17 protein-coding genes are annotated in these 18,587 nt (G+C 63.4%); 6 read left to right on the forward strand and 11 right to left on the reverse strand.

Annotated features, from left to right (window positions below):
• The first annotated feature begins 305 nt into the window (after positions 1–305).
• Positions 306–1,298, forward strand: coding sequence for a UDP-glucuronic acid decarboxylase family protein (locus ACQK2G_RS06765; protein ID WP_425404264.1), 993 nt, complete (start codon positions 306–308; stop codon positions 1,296–1,298).
• Here the strand turns inward: ACQK2G_RS06765 and ACQK2G_RS06770 are convergent.
• The 6 genes from ACQK2G_RS06770 to ACQK2G_RS06795 form a co-directional block, all read right to left on the reverse strand.
• Positions 1,295–2,170 carry an NAD-dependent epimerase/dehydratase family protein gene (locus ACQK2G_RS06770; protein ID WP_425404265.1) on the reverse strand — a complete coding sequence of 292 codons (876 nt, stop codon included), beginning with the start codon at positions 2,168–2,170 and terminating at the stop codon, positions 1,295–1,297. The genes ACQK2G_RS06765 and ACQK2G_RS06770 overlap by 4 nt on opposite strands.
• 19 nt (positions 2,171–2,189) lie before the next feature.
• Positions 2,190–3,098 (reverse strand): hypothetical protein, encoded by a 909-nt coding sequence (locus ACQK2G_RS06775; protein WP_425404266.1) that lies wholly within the window; start codon positions 3,096–3,098, stop codon positions 2,190–2,192.
• Positions 3,099–3,249: 151 nt separating this feature from the next.
• On the reverse strand, positions 3,250–3,657 hold the full coding sequence (locus ACQK2G_RS06780) for a GcrA family cell cycle regulator (protein WP_425404267.1): 408 nt from the start codon (positions 3,655–3,657) through the stop codon (positions 3,250–3,252).
• Between the two features lie 308 nt (positions 3,658–3,965).
• The gene (locus ACQK2G_RS06785; protein ID WP_425404268.1) at positions 3,966–4,244 is read right to left on the reverse strand and encodes a hypothetical protein; all 279 of its coding nucleotides are present in this window, start codon (positions 4,242–4,244) and stop codon (positions 3,966–3,968) included.
• Positions 4,245–4,397: 153 nt separating this feature from the next.
• Positions 4,398–4,742, reverse strand: coding sequence for a DUF2794 domain-containing protein (locus ACQK2G_RS06790; RefSeq protein ID WP_425404269.1), 345 nt, complete (start codon positions 4,740–4,742; stop codon positions 4,398–4,400).
• A gap of 274 nt (positions 4,743–5,016) precedes the next feature.
• Positions 5,017–5,415 (reverse strand): hypothetical protein, encoded by a 399-nt coding sequence (locus ACQK2G_RS06795; protein ID WP_425404270.1) that lies wholly within the window; start codon positions 5,413–5,415, stop codon positions 5,017–5,019.
• 309 nt (positions 5,416–5,724) lie between these two features.
• Here ACQK2G_RS06795 and ACQK2G_RS06800 point away from each other — a divergent pair, with 309 nt between their 5' ends.
• The 5 genes from ACQK2G_RS06800 (at position 5,725) to speB (ending at position 10,829) form a co-directional block, all read left to right on the forward strand.
• Positions 5,725–6,369, forward strand: coding sequence for a tetratricopeptide repeat protein (locus ACQK2G_RS06800; protein WP_425404271.1), 645 nt, complete (start codon positions 5,725–5,727; stop codon positions 6,367–6,369).
• 19 nt (positions 6,370–6,388) lie between these two features.
• Complete coding sequence (locus tag ACQK2G_RS06805) at positions 6,389–7,765, forward strand: PQQ-binding-like beta-propeller repeat protein (RefSeq protein WP_425404272.1); 1,377 nt, start codon at positions 6,389–6,391, stop codon at positions 7,763–7,765.
• A gap of 21 nt (positions 7,766–7,786) precedes the next feature.
• Positions 7,787–9,262 carry a ribosome biogenesis GTPase Der gene (gene der, locus ACQK2G_RS06810; protein WP_425404273.1) on the forward strand — a complete coding sequence of 492 codons (1,476 nt, stop codon included), beginning with the start codon at positions 7,787–7,789 and terminating at the stop codon, positions 9,260–9,262.
• A gap of 127 nt (positions 9,263–9,389) precedes the next feature.
• Entirely contained in the window at positions 9,390–9,830 is a 441-nt protein-coding gene (locus tag ACQK2G_RS06815) for a hypothetical protein (protein ID WP_425404274.1), read from the forward strand.
• Positions 9,831–9,863: 33 nt separating this feature from the next.
• Positions 9,864–10,829, forward strand: coding sequence for an agmatinase (speB, locus tag ACQK2G_RS06820; RefSeq protein ID WP_425404275.1), 966 nt, complete (start codon positions 9,864–9,866; stop codon positions 10,827–10,829).
• A 24-nt stretch (positions 10,830–10,853) separates the two neighbouring features.
• On the opposite strand, the gene ACQK2G_RS06825 is transcribed toward speB, so the two are convergent.
• From ACQK2G_RS06825 to rnr, 5 genes are all read right to left on the reverse strand, one after another.
• Positions 10,854–12,923: a PAS domain S-box protein gene (locus ACQK2G_RS06825; protein ID WP_425404276.1), complete on the reverse strand. Its 2,070-nt coding sequence runs from the start codon at positions 12,921–12,923 to the stop codon at positions 10,854–10,856.
• 404 nt (positions 12,924–13,327) lie between these two features.
• A complete protein-coding gene (gene rpmG / locus ACQK2G_RS06830) occupies positions 13,328–13,495 on the reverse strand; it encodes a 50S ribosomal protein L33 (protein WP_127764162.1) in 168 nt (55 codons plus the stop codon).
• Between the two features lie 232 nt (positions 13,496–13,727).
• On the reverse strand, positions 13,728–14,486 hold the full coding sequence (locus tag ACQK2G_RS06835; RefSeq protein ID WP_425404277.1) for an NUDIX hydrolase: 759 nt from the start codon (positions 14,484–14,486) through the stop codon (positions 13,728–13,730).
• Positions 14,487–14,580: 94 nt separating this feature from the next.
• On the reverse strand, positions 14,581–16,134 hold the full coding sequence (locus ACQK2G_RS06840) for a S41 family peptidase (protein ID WP_425404278.1): 1,554 nt from the start codon (positions 16,132–16,134) through the stop codon (positions 14,581–14,583).
• Positions 16,135–16,257: 123 nt separating this feature from the next.
• Positions 16,258–18,582: a ribonuclease R gene (gene rnr, locus ACQK2G_RS06845; RefSeq protein ID WP_425404279.1), complete on the reverse strand. Its 2,325-nt coding sequence runs from the start codon at positions 18,580–18,582 to the stop codon at positions 16,258–16,260.
• Between the last annotated feature and the right edge of the window lie 5 nt (positions 18,583–18,587).

Consider the following 18,587-nt stretch of genomic DNA (forward strand, 5'->3'; position numbering starts at 1 on the left):
GCGGAACCCCCAAATAAAAAAAGCCCACCCCCTCGGCCGTCTGACCGATTGGATGAGCTTCATTGCCCGTTTGCATTATGCGGCGGAACGCCCTTGCCCCGCCCAAATCGCTTCGTCGCTGGCTAAACACTAGCAGCGAACTTCGCGACTGCAAAATAATTTTTTGCAATGCAGCAGACACTCGGTGTCCCAGAGCATGGCGCTAGAGGATAGTAGCGATGCTCCCGCCAGACTGAAGCGTGGCGGTGCTTGGATGAATCTGATTACTCTTTCCCGTTGTCATCGGTTTCGGGGAAGGCTTCATCATGTCCCATGCGTCGAACGCGGATGCACCGCGCCTGTCGCCAACCGCGCGGCGGGTGGTGGTGACGGGCGGGGCGGGGTTTCTCGGCTCCCATCTCTGCAAGCATCTGCTGGCGCGCGGGGACGAGGTCGTCTGCGTCGACAATTATTATACCGGCCGCCGGGCGCTGATCGCCGATCTGCTGGACGATCCGCGTTTCGAGGTGCTGCGCCACGACATCACCTTTCCGCTCTATGTCGAAAGCGACGAGGTCTATAACCTGGCTTGTCCGGCATCCCCGATCCATTACCAGCGCGATCCGGTGCAGACGACGAAGACCAGCGTGATCGGCGCGATCAACATGCTGGGCCTGTCAAAACGGGTGGGGGCGCGGTTCTTCCAGGCCTCGACCAGCGAGGTCTATGGCGACCCGGAAGTGCATCCGCAGCCGGAGGACTATACAGGCAACGTCACCTCGATCGGACCGAGGGCCTGTTACGACGAAGGCAAGCGCTGCGCCGAGACGCTGTGCTTCGACTATCAGCGACAGCACGGGTTGGATGTGCGTGTGGCGCGGATCTTCAACACCTATGGTCCGAACATGCATCCCGACGATGGCCGGGTGGTCTCCAACTTCATCATCCAGGCGTTACGAAATCAGCCGATCACGATCTATGGCGACGGGGCGCAGACACGATCCTTCTGTTATGTCACCGACCTTGTGCGTGGCATCGTCGCACTGATGGAGGCCGATACGGTGGAAGGCCCGGTCAATTTGGGCAACCCGCAGGAAATCACGATCGAGGACCTGGCCCGCATCGTCATCGACATGGTGGGCTCCAAGTCGGAACTGGTGCATCACCCGCTGCCGCAGAACGATCCTGTCCGTCGTTGTCCGGACATCACCAAGGCGAAAGGGTTGCTCGATTGGCAGCCGACGACACCCTTGAAGGAAGGGCTGATTAGCACCATCGCCTATTTCGAGGATTACCTGCGCGGCGCCGACGCGGTCTAGGCAAACAGGTCCGAGGTTTCGAAGCTCTCGTAGTGAGGGCGCCAGTTGCAGGCTCGGCGTAATTTCTCCGATGCCATCTGCTGGTCCAGCGTTGGGCCTTCCGCCCAGTCCCCGTGTTCCGCGACGAGGTCCTCCTTGGTCCGGACGGTGAACTGCTTCGGAGCGCCGTATTGTGCGGCAATGGCCTTCACGATCTCACCCACGGGCACACCGGTCTCGGCGCTGGCGTTGAAGTGGCCGGTCAGGTCCGGTTGTTCCAGCAACAGGCGATAGGCGGCGGCGAGGTCGTCGCGATGGACCAGTGGCCAGCGTGTCTCCGGTCCGCCCCAGACCTGGATGGGTTGACCGGCCTTTGCCTTTTCGAGGAAGCGGGTGAAGACGCCGCCCGCCGAGTGATAGACCATGGCCGGATGCAGGACGGCGGTGGAGAATTTCCCCGACGCCGTCAGCCTTTCCGAATTCTCCACCATCCAGGCGAAGGAGGGGATGGGGGAGAAAGGGCTTTCTTCCGTGGCGACATCGTCGCCGGTCGCGCCATAGAGCCAGCAGCCGCCGGTATAGAGGAAACGAACCGGCGGGACGGATGGGACGGCGGCGTCGATCAGGGCTTCGATCACACCGCGATCGACGTCGCCCATATCCTCGGTGAATGTGACGGCGACGTGGACCACGCCATCGACCTCCCGGACCGCGCCGGCCCATTCGGCGGGATGGCGCAGATCGCCGCGCAGGGTCGTGTAACCGAGGTCCGTCAGTTTCGCCTCGGAGGTATCGGACCGGCAAAGCGCGACAACCTCATGACCATGGGCGGCGAGTTCACGCGCCACCGCCGTTCCGATCGATCCGGTCGCGCCGAGGACCAATACCTTCATGTCCGATGCCTGCCGCTGCTCATGCGATGACGCCGCACTCGGCGAGCAGCGCCGCATGACCGGTCATGAACCGGTCGAGATGGGCCAGTTGGCGTTGGCGCAGGTCTTCCCGCAGGAAGAGTTTCAGGTTCATGCGCCGGAACTTGCCGTCGACGCCGAGCGCGAGTTCCCCGTCCACATGGCGGTCGCCGGCGGAGGTTGCATGGACGAAGCGCGTCCGGCCCGTCCCGTCGGCCACGGCGCTGTCGAGCAGCGAGCCATGGGCGTTCCATTCCGCAGTATCCAGCTGCCGGATCTTTTCCGGCGCCGAATGGGCCAATGTGTTGAAGCTGTTCTGCTCGAACAGCAGCCAGACATGCTGTTTCAGGACCAAGTCGCGCCAGGCATGGGCGAGGCCCGCATCCACGCAGATCAGGAACCCGGTATTGAGATAGGGCGCGGCCGGATCGACGCCGAAATCGCGGAGCTGTGTGGTAAAGGGCTCGATATCCCGGCCTCGTTCACGCCATTGCGCGATGAAATCGCCCAGGCTGCAGCCGACATCGTCGGGGCAGAGCGCGGCGCTCTGGCCCTTGGCGCGCATGTCGTCGGCCAGGGCCGCTACATCGGCGGCGAACGGACGCAGCGGGATGATATCCGCATCGATCCAGACGAAACCGCGCGTTGCCATCTCGTCCGGCGGCAGGAAATCGCCCATCGCCGCCTTCGCATACCAGGGGTGATCGTGGCCGGAGAGAAAAGCGGGTTTCGGCAGCAGGACACCGATCGCTTCGAGGAAGCGCCGGACCGGCGGAGAGAAACCGAAATCGCAGACCTTCACCTGCGCCGCGGGATCGATCGCCTGCACGGCGTCCAGCAACATGAAGAGATTGCCGAGAAGATGATCGTCGGCGCCGGACAGATAGAAGGGGGCGGTGGTTTCCGTCATGCCGTTCGGGCTTGGGTGAAGGGGGTGGTGCTATGTCGGCGCAGCTTGCGGCAGGACGCGGGCAAAGAAAAGGGCGGTGCCGGTTTCCCCTGTGTCAGGGGCCGGACACCGCCGCATGTTCCGTTCGGCCATTATGCCGGAAGGGCCCGCGTCAGGCGACGTTCTTCTTGGCGTCCTGATTGGCTTCCTTGCTTGCTTCCTTATTGGCGGCCTTATTCGCCTCCTTGGCGGATTCCTCACTGCTGCCGCGGCGGTAGGCGACCGCGCAATGGCTCTGGCAGTAGGGCTTGCCGGGGGCGGCGGTCTCGCCGCAGAAGCGGAAATCGTCCTGGCCGGGATGGCCAATCGGCCACTGGCAGGTCCGGGCCATCTTGCTGAAATCGATCGGCGCCTCTTCGCGCTTCACCGGCTGCGGGCGGGAGGACAGGCCCAGCCGGTGCGCCTTGCCGATCACCGCGTTACGGGTGACTCCGCCCAGGCGCTCGGCGATCTGCCGTGCCGTGTATCCGTTTTTCCACAGTCCCTTTAGGGTCTCGACCCGTTCTTCGGTCCATTCCATGACGCCTACCCCTATGGTTTGATCTCTAAGGAAACGGTCTGGTTCGTTTCGCACCACAATATATAAGGGATGTCCCGATATATGGTGTTTTTTGTCTCCACGTTGACAATATACAGCCAAGCGCGCGCAAACAACATCATTATCTGGCGTTTTTTATCCACATACCCCCAATATCTGGGGACAAGTCTGTGGATGATTCGATCCTTCCTGCTAGATATCAACGGCTTTAGGCCGATTCCACCCAAGGCAAAAATTCTTTTGGATTTTTTTGATTGCGCGGCGGTCGGCCACCGGGATGGCCGCGGTGGTCAGGTATGGCGCGCGACCTGGCCCAAGGACGGCCAGTCGGGCCGGGTGGCGACGTCCTTCGACCCGCAGCCGCTGCACCGCATATGCACGCCGATATCCGGAACCGGCAGGGCCGGGCCCAGTTGTGCGGCCAGGCGGTGGCTGTCCACCACGGCATTATGGCCGCAGCGGTTGCACCAGCAGAAGACGGCGATGCCCTTGGGCAGCAGATCCCCGATCCGCGTGGCCGTCAGCCCTTCGTCCCGTTTGGCCATTGCCTGATGTTTCATGCGTCCCATCGCGAGCTCCATTTGATCACGATTTGTTCTCTTTATTAGCGTTCCTTTTTTGTTCTGTAAAGAGCAGGGTGATGCGACGGGGTGAGGCCGATCGTGTTCGGAAATTGATTCCGACTTGCCGTTTAACAGGTTGTTCTAAATCGATAAACCGTGTCAGCCACGTTGCGGGACGAGGTGCAGGGGCTTGTCGAAGATCGACAGGACATCGGTCAGGGATTTCGATTTCGCGAGGATGCGCCGGCCGCTGAGGACGAGATATTCGAACCCCTTGCCTGAGGTGCGCTTCGCCACCGCGAAGACCGGCGTTTCATAACTGTGTCGGAAGATCGAGAAGATCGCGACGGGACCGTGCTGGTCGACGGCGTAGTCCTTCCATTCCCCTTGTGCGACGCGCATGGAATAGACGTTCAGCAATGTCCGTAACTCGTTACGGTCGAAACGGATGCGTTGTTTCTTGTTGCGGCGACGATAATCGGACAGATCGATCAGGTTGCTCATGCGGCAGCCTCCATCTCACTGCCGCGGCACTGTCGACTTTCCTCGTTCTTCCCCTCGCTTGCCGTCAACAGACATCCCCTTCTATTGGTCCATCCACTTGGTCCATCCACTGTGCAGGGCCGTTGGCCGATCTGCACGCTCGACGCTTCTGAACGGCGCGAAATCAGTATACCGCGACCGGAACCGCAGGGAAGAGCTTTGTTACGGAAATCTTACGTTGCCGGACTGAAAGGCAGGGCGCGGGCGCGGGCGGGCAAGGCCGCCCGCCGGCCGGTCAGGGCATCGTGCCGCTGACCTGTTCCGCGCCGTCGCGATAGGGGTCGGGATGGTCGTAACAGTTGATGTTGCCGAGCGTCCGGTAACAGTAGACCGGGCGTTCGATGACCCGCTGTTCCGGGGCCCGGCACAGCGGTCCCTTGTCCATCGATTGGCGGATCGAGTTGCAGTCCAACCCGGTGACGGCATCGGCAATGAAATCGGTCGGCAGTTTGTCTGAATTCACGACCGTGGAGGTTGCCGCCGTCAGGGCGAGGAAACCCGGTTCCGCCCCGCCGCAGGCGGTAAGGGCAAGAATTGCCAGGGCCGCGCCGAAGCGGCGGGCCGTCCGGGGGGCAGGATGCGTTTGCGGTTTTGCCGCGGCAACGCTGGGTTTCGATAGGTATTCTACCTGCATGGAACACTCCGGCATTAAACAAGCGCCCTTACACCAAGCACAAATCGTGCCATGGAATGTGTGCCGGGCCTAGGCCAGGGTTGTCTCTCCCGACCGCCGCCTCCGTTGCTCCGGGGTCCGGATAATCGGCGGATTCTTGGGCTGGGTCCGTGCGGGAACGGTTGCCGCATCGGGTGCGACACCGTAAAGAAGGCGCTTGGACCTGCCTGTGCGGGCGCATCCGGTGTCACCGATGCCGAGGGAAGCGCCGCTGCCGCCGGCCGGTCCGGATAGATAACAGAAATTTTGCCGTGAATACGGGGTCATAGCGTGTCGGAAATCTTTCGTGAAATTGATGAGGAACTGCGCCAGGACAAGCTGAAAGAGCAGTGGGCGAAGTATGGCCGCTACGTCGTCGCGGTGGCGATCCTCGTCGTCGGCGGTGTCGGCGGATACAAGGGCTGGCAGTATTACGAAGTGCAGCAGCGGGAAAAAGCTGCCGCGATGTATGCCCAGGCGGTCGACCTTGCCGGACAGCAGAACCTGTCGGAAGCCGCGGCCCAACTGGGGCAGCTGGCCGATGAGGGCAATACCGGATACCGCATCGTCGCGACGCTGCGCCAGGCGGCCCTTTTGGTGCAGGCCGGCGATCAGCAGAACGCGGCGGTGATCTACGAGAAGCTGGCCGCGGATACCTCGATCCCCGAATACTACCAGGAACTGGCGCTGGTCCTGATGGCGATGCAGCAGGCGGATGACGCGGACCCGCAATCGCTGATCGACCGCCTGAAACCGCTTGCCGCGGAAGGAAAGCCCTGGCGAACCACCGCTCATGAATTGATGGCCAGCCTGTATCTGCGCCTGAACGACACAAGCGCCGCGCGGCAGGAACTGGCGGCGGTCGCGGACGATCTGGATGCGCCGGCCGCGGCACGCGCCCGCGCTGCCGAACTGCTGCAGACCTTGCCGGAATAAGGGGCGGGGTTGGCGGACCATGTCTGATTGGAAATTGTCCCATAGGACCCCGGTGCGCGGGGTTCGGTCCGGGGGCGGCCGGCTGACGGGCGCCATCCTGGCGCTCGCCCTGTTGGGCGGCTGCAGCCTGACCGAGGAATGGTTCGGCGATCCGGAAGCGCCGCCGCTGCCGGGACAGCGTATTTCCGTCATCATCGAATCCGGCGCCGTTGAACCGGATCCGCGGCTTGCGGATCTGGACGTGCTGCTGCCGCCGCCCTACGCGAACACCGCCTGGCCGCAGGCCGGCGGTTACGCAGACCATGCGATGCATCACGTCAAGGTCGCCGACGGTCTTTCCCGGGCCTGGAGCCGGGATTTCGGGGCAGGGTCGGAAGGGGATCAACGGATCCTGAGCGGCCCGGTCTCGGCCAACGGACTGGTCTTCACCATGGACCGGGATTTCATCATCCGGGCCTGGCGCGTCGATACCGGCGCGGCCGTCTGGGAATTCGACCCGCAGGTCCCCGAGGAAGACGAAGAAGCCTTCGGCGGCGGCCTGGCCTATGACGACGGGAAACTTTTCGCCAGCACGGGCTTCGCGCAACTGATCGCGATCGATGCCGCACAGGGCACGGAATTGTGGCGGGCCAATCTGCCCGGGCCGATGCGGGCGGCGCCTTCCGCCGGCAGCAACACGGTCGTGGCGATCACCATTGATAACCAGGCAAGCGGGTTCAACGCGACCACCGGTGAACTGGCCTGGACCCATTCCGGTTTCTCCGAAACGGCTGGTCTGCTGGGCGGGGCGAGCCCGGCAATCGAAGGCAATACGGTGGTGGTGCCCTATTCGTCGGGCGAACTGTTCGCGTTGCGGCTGGGAACCGGCCGCGCCATCTGGTCCGATACGCTGACCACGGTCCGGCGCGTCGACACCCTGTCGACGTTGGCCGATATCCGGGGACTGCCGGTCATCGACCGCGGCGTGGTCTATGCGGTCAGTCATGCCGGCCGGACGATCGCGCTGGACGAACGCACCGGCGGCCGCGTCTGGGATCAGCAACTGGGCGGTCTGCAAAGCCCCTGGATCGCGGGCGAGTTCCTGTATCTGATCACGACCGAGGGCAATCTGCTGTGCCTGACGCGCCGTGGCGGCCGGGTGAAGTGGGTTTCGAGCCTGCCAATCTGGGAAGATCCGGAAGACAGGCAGGACCCGATTTCCTGGGTCGGTCCCATTCTGGCCGGGGACCGTTTGCTGCTGGCCAATAATTTGGGCGAAGTCTGGGCGGTTTCGCCGTATAACGGCAAGGCGCTGGGCAAGATCGACGCCGGATCGCCCATTCGTGTGCCGCCGATCGTGGTGAACGGCACCGTCCTCTTGCAAACCGAGGGCGGCAGCCTGCTGGCCTATCGATAAGATCCGGCCTGGCTAGAGAAAATGACCGAATTCACAGTCGCTATCATCGGACGCCCCAATGTGGGCAAGTCGACGCTGTTCAACCGCCTGGTGGGCAAACGGTTGGCAATCGTCGACGACACGCCGGGCGTCACCCGCGACCGCCGCGAGGGCCCCGCGAAAATCGGCGACCTGCGCTTTCGCGTGATCGACACGGCAGGGCTTGAAGACGCGACCGACCAAAGCCTGGAAGCCCGGATGCGCCGGCAGACGGAACTGGCCCTGGAAGAGGCGGATTTGGCCTTTTTCCTGATCGACGCGCGCGCCGGCGTGACCCCGCTGGACGAACATTTCGCCGGCGTGCTGCGCAAGGCGAAGACGCCGGTGGTCCTGCTTGCCAACAAATGCGAAGGACGCGCCGGACAGCCCGGCCTGCACGAATCCTTCAAACTGGGGCTGGGGGAGCCGGTGCCGGTTTCCGCCGAGCATGGCGAGGGCATGAGCGACCTTTACGACGTCGTCCGGGATGCCAAGGAGCTTTGGACCGGCGGTGACGAGGACGGTGCGGAATCCGACGAGGATATCGAGGACCGCATTGAGAAGCTGCTGGCGGAAAACGAGGACGGCGAAATCGACGAGGAAGCGTTGGAAGCCGCTTTCGAGAAGGAAGCCGCGCCGCGCAAGATGAAGCTGACCATCGTCGGCCGTCCGAATGTCGGCAAGTCGACCCTGATCAACCGTCTCGTCGGATCGGACCGTCTGCTGACCGGGCCGGAAGCGGGAATTACCCGCGACTCCATCGCTCTCGACTGGACCTGGAACGGCCGGCCGATGGAACTGGTCGATACGGCCGGGTTGCGCAAAAAGGCCCGCGTCAGTGAAAAGGTGGAGCGCCTGTCGGCGGCCGATACCTTGCGCGCCATCCGGTTTTCCCATGTCGTCGTCTTGCTGCTGGACGCGGCCGATATGCTGGAGAAACAGGATCTGACCATTGCGCGCCAGGTTCTGGAAGAGGGCAGGGCGCTGATCATCGCGGCGAACAAATGGGACGCGGTCGACGACCGCCAGGAAGCACTGCAGAAGTTGCGCGACCGGATCCTGCGGTCCCTGCCTCAGGCCAAGGGCGTGCCGGTCATGACCGTTTCCGCCCTGCGCGGGCAACGGGTGGATGCCCTGATGGACACCGCGTTCGAGGTCTATGACCTGTGGAATACGCGTATCCCGACCAGCGCCCTGAATCAGTGGCTGGCCGACAATGTGGAAGCGCATCCGCCGCCGCTGGCCCGGGGACGTCGCATCAAGCTGCGTTACATGACGCAGGCGAAGAGCCGCCCGCCGACCTTCGTGGTTTTTGCCTCGGTCCCGGAATCCCTGCCGGACAGCTACCATCGCTATTTGATCAACAGCCTGCGGGAAACCTTCAATCTTCCCGGCATCCCCTTGCGCCTGTTGGTGCGCCGGGGCAAAAATCCCTTTGCGCCGGGCGCCAAGGGCGCTGGGCGCCGCCGCGGCCGGTGACGCAGGCCCGGTGTTCGTATGCCAGTGTTGCAATGCCGGTGTTCGAATGCCGGCGGCGATGCACCCCATTGCCGGAAATCGGCGCCCAGACAGTGAAGCATGCAAACGACGCAGGATCTCGGATCGGATGCCAAACATCAGCGAAACGGGCGTAATGCCGAACATCGTCACACCGCTCAAACGCGGGGCGGTCGCCGCGCTTCTCCTCGTCGCTCTCGCGGGGTGCAATACGGCGAACCTGTTAGCCGGCGGGTCATCGGCCTATGACGGGATCTGGGCCGGCCGGATCCTGTTCACCTATGGTCTGGAAAACTGCCCCAAACGCGGCGCGATACGGGCCGAGATCCGCGGCGGTAATCTGGATGCCGAATTGCGCTGGCAGGATGGCATCGGCGACATGGACGGTACCATCGCCGAGGACGGGCGCCTGATGGGCAGCGACATGTCGAGGAAGGGGTTTAACTTCGCCGAGGCCGAAGGCCGTTTCGAGGAACGAACCGCCAAGGGCACCTATGAAGGCAAGAAGTGTCGGGGCACGTGGGAATTGCAGAAAGTCCGTAACCTCTGACGGTTGCGGCGGTGAACGAGGGGATCGTGTGTAATGAGTAAGGATAAGAAGTTCCGGCCGGTTTCAGGCACCGTATTGCCGCGGTTCGCGGGTATTCCCACCTTCATGCGGTTGCCGCATGTCTCGGTTGATGAGGCGGACCCCGTCGATATCGGCATGATCGGGGTGCCGTGGGACGGCGGCACGACCAACCGCGCCGGGGCGCGCCATGGACCGCGCCAGATGCGCGATCAGTCGACGCTGATGCGGAATGTCCACCACGTTACCGGCATCCGCCCCTATGAACTCGCCAATTGCGCCGATCTCGGCGACACGCCAGTGAACCCGGTCGATCTGATCGATACGCTGAAGCGGGTGGAGGACTTCTACAAGGGCGTTCATGCAAAGGGCGTCCTGCCGTTGACCGCCGGCGGCGATCATCTGATCACCCTGCCGATCATGCGCGCCATCGCGGATACGTCCCGGCCGCTGGGCATGGTGCATTTCGACGCCCATACCGATACCTGGGACCGCTATTTCGGCGGCTATGAATATACCCACGGCACCCCTTTCCGCCGCGCCATCGAGGAAGGCCTGCTGGACCCGAAACGGACGATTCAGATCGGTATCCGCGGCGGGCTCTATACGCCGGAAGACAAGGATTGGGGCCTGGCACAGGGCATCCGGGTCGTTGAGATCGAGGAGTATTTCGATCTCGGTCCGGAAAAGGTCGGTCAGCTGGCGCGCGAGGTCGTCGGCGACGGCCCGGTCTATGTCAGTTTCGATGTGGACGGTCTCGATCCGGTCTACACGCCGGGCACCGGCACGCCCGAGATCGGCGGCTATTCCACCCACGACGCCCAGAAAATGCTGCGCGCCTTGCGCGGGCTGGACATTGTCGGGGCCGATGTCGTCGAAGTGTCGCCGCCTTTCGATCCGTCCGGGGCGACGGCGCTGGTCGGCGTCACGATGATGTGGGAACTTCTTTGCATGATGGCGGAGAAGGTCGGCGCGCGCTGACGCATCACCGCCGTTCCGGTCAGGTCACTCCGCCGCGCTGCGGGCCTTCTCGGTCGATTGCGCGGCGGGCAGGGTGACCGTGATCCGGGTCCATTCGCCTTCCGCGCTCTCGATCCTCAACGAACCGCCCATCTGTTCCGCCAGACCGCGCGAAATAGCGAGTCCCAACCCGGTTCCCGGATTGGACGCGTCATGTGCCGAGCCCGCTTTCTGGAACGGCGTGCCCAAGGTCGGCAGAATATGCGCGGGAATGCCGCGCCCATTGTCTTCGACGGCGATTTCGATGTCCGGTGTCACGTCCGCCATGCAGGCGGTAATCGCGATCCGGCCGCCGGGTGGCGTGAACTTCGCGGCGTTGGACAGCAGGTTCAGCAGAATTTGATGGATTGAGCGCTGATCGGCCCTGAGCGGCGGCAAGGCCTCGGGAATATCGCTGGTCACCGTCAGGTCCGCCTTGCGGATCACCGGCCTTGTCGCGTCGATCGCGTTGCCGACCGCCTCCGACAGATTGATGTCCTCGATTTGCAGATCGATCCGGCCGGCTTCGATCCGGGACAGATCCAGTATCTCGTTGATGATCGACAGCAGGTGCTGGCCGCTGGTCCTGATGTCGCCGGCGTAATGCCGGTATCGTTCCGCGCCGAGCGGTCCGAATGCCTCGCTTTCCAGCAATTCGGCAAAACCGATGATCGCGTTCAACGGTGTCCGCAATTCGTGGCTCATCGTGCTGAGGAACTGGGATTTTGCCTTGTTGGCGTTTTCGGCCAATTCCAACTGCACCGCCAATTGCTGGGAAAGATCGCTCAATTCCCGGTTCCGGCGATCGACATCTGTCATGTCGCGCACGATTGCCGTCACCAGGTATTGCGAGCCGATATCCGAATGGCCTAGCCGAACCATGATCGGAAACAGGCTGCCGTCCCGGCGCCGCCCCTGCAGCAGTCGCCAGTCGCCCATGGTCCGCGCGACCTGCTGGTCCTTGTTCATATAGGCCATGGCCATGGCCGTATGCGCGTTGCGGTGTTCTTCGGGGACGAGAAGGTTGATCGACTGCCCGACAATCTCGTCGCGCGGCCATCCGAAAACCTTTTCGGCCGCGGCGTTGAAGGATTGGATGCGTAATTCCGATCCGACGGTCAGGATGGCGTCGGGCGCGTTTTCCAGCACCATCGACTTCCAATGCTCGCGCTGCCGGAAGCGGTCCTCCAGGATCTTCTGTTCCGTCACATCGACGATGACGCCGCGCACCTGGCCGGGCTTGTCCCCGTCAACCGTTCCGGCGCCCGCACGGTCCTCCACGGTCGTCAGGTGGCGCATCCACAGCACCGCGCCGCTGCGGGACAGCATTCGATACTCGAATTCGTGCTCCATCCCGTCCGTGGCCGCCCTCCTGTGTTCCTCGACCGCCTGGTCGCGATCCTCCAGGTGGATCCGACTGGCCCAGAAGCCGGGTTCGAACCAATCGGCCAGCTTGTATCCCAGTACCGATTCCGCGAAGGGGGATACGAAGGTGAAGGTCAGGTCCGGGACGGTCGCCTCATACAGGATGACATTGGCGCCGGCGACGATCCGGGAGACGCGGTCTTCCGACCAATCTGGTTTCGATGCGCGTGCGCCAAGGCGTGTTGCATCTTGAAGAAACGCGACGAGGTAAAGCGGTTTGCCGTCCGTGTCGATGACGGCGGAAGCCTGGACGCTGTTAAGGAATGCCGTTCCATCTTTCCGGTAGCACAGGAATGCGGCGGAGGCGGGCTGACCCTGCTGCACATTCGTCTTGAAGTCTATCCATTCGGGCTGTTCGCGATCGTCGCCCATCAGGAAGCCGCAGGGGCGGCCAATCGCTTCATCCGCGGAAAACCCGGTGAGGTCCGTGAAAGCCCGGTTAACATAAATCAGGGGCAGGCCGGGCTGACGATAGTCGGCTACGGCGACACTTTGGTTCAGTTTTTCGAAGACGGATTTCAGTTCACCGAGGGGCGTCGGGGCCTGCATTTCATTGGCGATGGATTGCGGGCCGGGGCCGCTGTCGGGAGACGCGCGGAACAGACGGAAAATCCCGCCTAGCGCACCCTGCACTGCCTTCGATCCGTCCATGGTTATTCACTTGTCTCCACAACGCAGGTCGGCGGAAGGCCCCAGGACCCACCAAGGCCTTGGACCGCCCAAGCCCTGGAAACACCCGAGGCACCCGATCGAAAGTCCAGACGACCGGGCCCGTCCTTATCCCTGAGAATGATGAAAACAGTCGTCGATACGCGACCAACAAACCAAAACCGAATCGAATACCGGTCAGGGACGGCGAAATCTGCCAAAGTCTAATGAAAGTTTCAAACCAAAGAACGGTGCTCCGACGAATTGTCGCAGAAAATGTGTTGTTATTTTGGTGGAGCGGTATTCAGGTAAGTCTCGAGATGAGCCTTGGCGATCCATGTCGCCTGAAACGACAAAGGGCCCCGTCGAGGGGCCCTTCGGAAACAATCGCTTAAGCGCGATCGTTCTTATTTCATCTTCGATTCCTTGAAGACGACGTGCTTGCGGACGACCGGGTCGTATTTCCGCATTTCGAGCTTCTCGGTCAGATTGCGCGGGTTCTTCTTCGTCACGTAGAAGAAGCCCGTGTCCGCGGTGCTGACCATCTTCACCTGTAAAGTCGCCGGTTTGGCCATGGGATTACCCTTTCATTCCGAATCCCGGCTTGGGCCGCGCCCATCCAGGTTAATTCAAATTCATCGACCCATTTCTTCGACGATACCGACAACGGCCCAATCGGTTCGGAAGGGGCCCTGATCGCCCGAGGGCGCATCGGTATTTCGTGAGTCCGGCGCGCAACTTAGGTATTTGTACGGCGAAGTCAAGCAAAGGAATGCGCCGCATCCCGGCCCGGCTGTTTCCATGCACTCAATCGCTGTCGGGCCATTTCAGGTCTTCCGGGTCGATCTGCGGCGGATCGCCCGGTCGGTCCTCGCGCATCGCGAAGCTTCTGTTGCGTTGGGTGAAGCAGGGGATCGGCCGGTCCGACGGTTCAAACGGCCCGCCGGCAGGGGACCCGGCGCACCAGATCGCCAGGGCCCGGGACAGAACGAAGCGGGTGATGTTCGCCATCGGATAGGTGGCGATCACCATCTCCGCCCGATGCCAGGAGACGTCCTCCAATTCCCCGGTCGCGCGGGCCGTGCCGCTGACATGCCGACCGTCGTCGCCGGCATCGGCAAGGAAGAATCGGCTGTCGAAGCGGATGGGGGATTCCCGCGGCGTGACGGCGCGCGCGATGAATGCCATCCGGTCGGAGGCGGGCGCCAGTCCGGCGGCGCGGTAGGCGTCCGCCGCCGCGCAAAGGCCTTCGCCGACGGACCATCCGGCATCCGGCGCGCCCAGAAACACCTCGGCTTCCTCCCAGGCTTCGCGCAGGGCAGCCCAGACCAGGGCGCCCTGACGTTCCGGCGCTGCGTGGCGGGCCAGGCTTTTCATGGTCTCGGGATGCAGCGCCAGGCCTTGGGACACGGCATCGTCGGTGTCGTCCACGGTGCCGCCCGGAAAGACGTAGTAGCCCGGCATGAAGCGCAGGTTCTCGTTTCGGCGGCCCATCAGGACTTCGGGTTTCTCGGGCGTGCCTCGCAGCAGGACGAGGCTGGCCGCGTCGCGCGGTATCACGGACATGATCAGGCTCCAGCGTCAGAAGGCGCGCGGGCAACGCGTGCACGTTCCGGAAGGGATGGATGGCTGCCGGGGCGGCAGCGACGGACACAGCCTGTCACGAGGCGGGAGGCAATTCCAGGGTTATTGCCGTTTGGTAGAGATCGGGACTTTGCAACAGGCGAACCGCCGTGGCGACGGCACGGTCCGGTCCTTCTTCCGGCCGCCAGGGACAAAGGGTCGCGACATGTTCCCGCGCCGCGGGTTCGTTCGGACCGACGCGCCGACGCAGCGCCAGGTTGTGGATCGTGGTCGCCGGTTCGATCAGTAAAGCGTGCCTTAGCAGCGAATCGACAGGAACCGACGACTGGGAACAGATCGTCGGCATGACGCCGGCCTCATGCAGGACATAGCCGCTCGGCGCCAGCAATCGGGCCCAGGTCAGAATCAATTCACCGCCGTTCGGCATATCCAGCACGGTCTGCACGGTTCCTTTCCCGAAGGAGGAAAAGCCGATCGGTACACCGCGGCCTTGATCCTGCAGGGCGGCCGCCAGGACTTCCGCCGCCGATGCGGTCGCCCCGTCGATCAGCACGGCCAGCGGTTTCCCAAGCGAGATGTCGCCGGGTTCCGCCTCGAAATTCTGGAAGCTTCTGGGGTTGCGTCCGTCGGTCTTGGAGATCGTGCCGCTATGCAGGAAAAGGTCGGCAACATCGATCGCCTTGTCCAGCAAGCCGCCCGGATTGCCGCGCAGGTCCAAAATAAAACCGATCATGTCCGGACCCAGGGCTGCCTGCGCTTCGCTCACCGCCTCGGCGACCCGTTTCGGGGTCCGGTCGTTGAAGGCGGTTATGCGGATGACCGCGGCCTTGCCCTTGGGGGTGAAGAACACGGTGTTCGGGACGATATGCGTCCGGCCGACCGTGACCGTCAGCGGGTTCTGCAAGCCGGCGCGGCTGATGTTCAGGACAACGGGCTTTTCGACCGGCCCGCGCAGCATCCGGATGATCTGGCGCAGCGGTGTGCCGGCGAGGGGCCGGCCGTCGATCGAAACCAGGATGTCGCCGCCATGGATGCCGGCGGCCTGGGCCGGATGGCTCGGCGTCACGGTGAGGACACGGGCGCCGAGCGGATGCGGGCCGACGGAAACGCCGATCCCGCCGAATCCCTGCCGGGATTCCCGGTTCGATTGCGCCTCATCGGCGCCTGCGTAACGGGTATAGCGGTCCAGCAGCCCGACCATCGACCCGAACATGATGCCGTAGACCTTTTCGTCGCTCGCATCGCGCAGGGGTTCAGAAACGGCCCGCGCGGCGGCGAGCACCCTGTCCGCCTGCAGCGCCCATTGGTCGATCCTCTCCTCGGCCGGGATGTCCGCGCGAAAGACCTCGTCATCCCGATAGATCAGCAGGATGGTGCCCTCGTCGGAATCCACGGAGAATCCCGGATCGATCTCGCTGATCGCCTCCAGGGCCGACAAGGTCAATGTCCCGGCTTCCTGGCGTTCGATGTAGTTGGTCTCGATCGCGGTCAGGATGGCGCCGAACATCTCCGTGGTAAGGGTGGGGGTGAAGGGTTCGGGCTGCTGCGGGCCGCTGGCGCAGGCCGTCAGCGCGGCCAACGCGGCCGCGGCCAGCAACCGCTTCATCCCTTTACCAAATGGTGCGACCATCCGCGCCTCTATCCACCCGCCATTTCCCCATAATGGCCCGCCGAAGCGGCACAGGGAGGGTGACGCCGGTTCGCCCCCGACGCAAGCGACGATCTGAACGCAATGTGGTGAAGCGTTTCCGGTTCAGCGTTTGCCGCGCGGCTGTCCCTTGGTCTTTCCGCGACCCTTGCCGCCCTTTTTGCCGCCCTTCGTGCCGCTGGGACCGCCCCGGCGGCTGCCGAAGGCCCCACCCCGGGAGGCGCGCGGGATATTCCTGGTGATCTGCTTGGACGCCGGTTTGCCGCCATCGATCACTTCGAAGACCAGGCCGCCGGTCAGCGTATTCGCTTCGGTCAGGCGGACGGTCACGCGGTCGCTCAAGGTGAAGGCGATGCCGTTCTCGCGCCCGACCAGGCAATGGTGCACCTCATCGTGGTGATAGCGGTCCCAAGGCGACAGCGTGCTGATGGGGACAAGGCCGTCCGCGCCCGTCTCGTCCAGGGCGACGAACAGGCCGAATCGCGCGACGCCGGAAATCCGGGCGCTGAATTCGGCGCCGACCCGGTCGCTCAGATAGGCGGTCACATAGCGTTCCGTTGCTTCCCGCTCTGCCGTGGCGGCGCGGCGTTCCGTGCCGGATATCGCGTCGGCGATTTCATCGAAACTCTCGATTTCCTCCTCGCCCAGACCATCTTTCCCAAGTCCATAGTCGGAAATCAGGGCGCGATGAACCAAGACGTCGGAATACCGACGGATCGGGGAGGTGAAATGGCAGTACCGCCTTAGGGCGAGGCCGAAATGCCCCATGTTGTTCGAAGCGTAGATCGCCTGCGACTGGGACCGCAGAACGATATCCGACACCAGCGGGCCTTTCCCCGCCTTTTCCGCCTGTTCCAGGATTCCGGTGAACATGCGCGGCTTGATGACCGCTCCCTTGGCCAACTTGAAACCGAGCACGGCCAGGCTGTCGCGCAGGGCCTCCAGCTTGTCGAGCGGCGGCGGTTCGTGAACCCGGTACATGATCGGGATTTGCGTGCGGGGCTGTTTCGCCTCCAGTGCCTCCGCCGCGGCGACATTGGCGCAGATCATGAACTCCTCGATCAGCTTGTGGCTGTCGAAGCGTTCACGGACGGTGATCTCCGAGATCTTGCCGTCCTCGCCGATCTTCACCTGCCGTTCCGGCAGGTCCAGTTCCAGCGTCCCGCGCTCTTCACGCGCTTTGGAAAGGGCGCGGTAGGCAGCGTAAAGGGGCTTCAGGATCGGTTCGACCAAGGTGTCGGTCGTATCGTCCGGCGTGCCGTCCATGGCGGCCTGGACCTGGGTATAGGTCAATCGCGCCGCTGACTTCATCAGCGCCCGGCTGAAGCGGTGGCGCAGCAGCCGGCCGTTCGAATCGATCACCATATGACAGGCCATGCAGGCCCGTTCTTCGTTCGGGCGCAGCGAGCAAAGGTCGTTGGACAGACGCTCCGGCAGCATCGGGACGACCCGGTCCGGGAAATAGACGGAGTTTCCCCGTTGGCGGGCGGCGCGGTCGAGGGCGCTGCCCGACGGCACGTAATGGGAAACGTCGGCGATGGCGACGATCAGCTTGAACCCGCCCGGGTTTTCCTTGTCGTCATCGGCTTCTGCCCAGACCGCGTCATCGAAATCGCGCGCATCCGCGCCGTCGATCGTGACCAGCGGAACGTCCCGCAGGTCCTCCCGCTTGCCCAGTTCCGCGGGCTTCAGCTTGTCCGCCTCGGCCAGGGCCTTTTCGGGGAAGGCGACGGGAATGCCGTTCTGGTGGATCGCGATCAGGCTGAACGCCTTGGGATCGGACAGATTGCCGATCCGTTCCACCACCTCGGCTTCGCGGGCGACGTTCTCGAAACGGCGCGAACTGGGGGCGGGCAGGGGACGGACCAGGACCAGATCGCCGTCGCGAACCTCCTGCGGCACGCTGTCCAGGGTGTATTCCCGATCGATGCGGCGGTCCGTCGGTTTCACGCGCCAGCCCTTGGGTGTCCGCGTCACGGCACCGAGGATATTCTCCGGCCCGGCGCGCAGGATACGGATCGGCTGGGCTTCGTAACGGTTCTCGCCAATTCGTTTGAGGCGGGCGAGAACGCGGTCGCCCGGCTTGGGCAATCCGGTCGCGCGACCGCCCGGAACGACGATGATTTCCGCTTCCACCTCGGCATGCGGACCGACCGGTTTGGCGAACAGTTCTCCGTCGATGCTGGCCTCGGCGACCATGACGACGGCGACCTCGGGCAGGGCGCCTTTCGGGGCCAGCTTGCGTTTGCGGCCTTTGTCGATCGCGCCTTCGTTCTCGAGTTCCCGCAACAGGGCCTTCAACTCGACACGCTGTCCGCCCTTGATCTGAAAGGCGCGGGCGATTTCACGTTTTCCGACGGGCGTCGGGCTGTCTTGGATGTAGTCCAGGATTTCCTGTTTGGTGGGAAGCCTGTTGCGGTCGTCGGTCACCGTGG

It is taken from the genome of Hwanghaeella sp. (assembly GCF_965227365.1).
GTDB lineage: Bacteria > Pseudomonadota > Alphaproteobacteria > UBA8366 > Aestuariispiraceae > Hwanghaeella.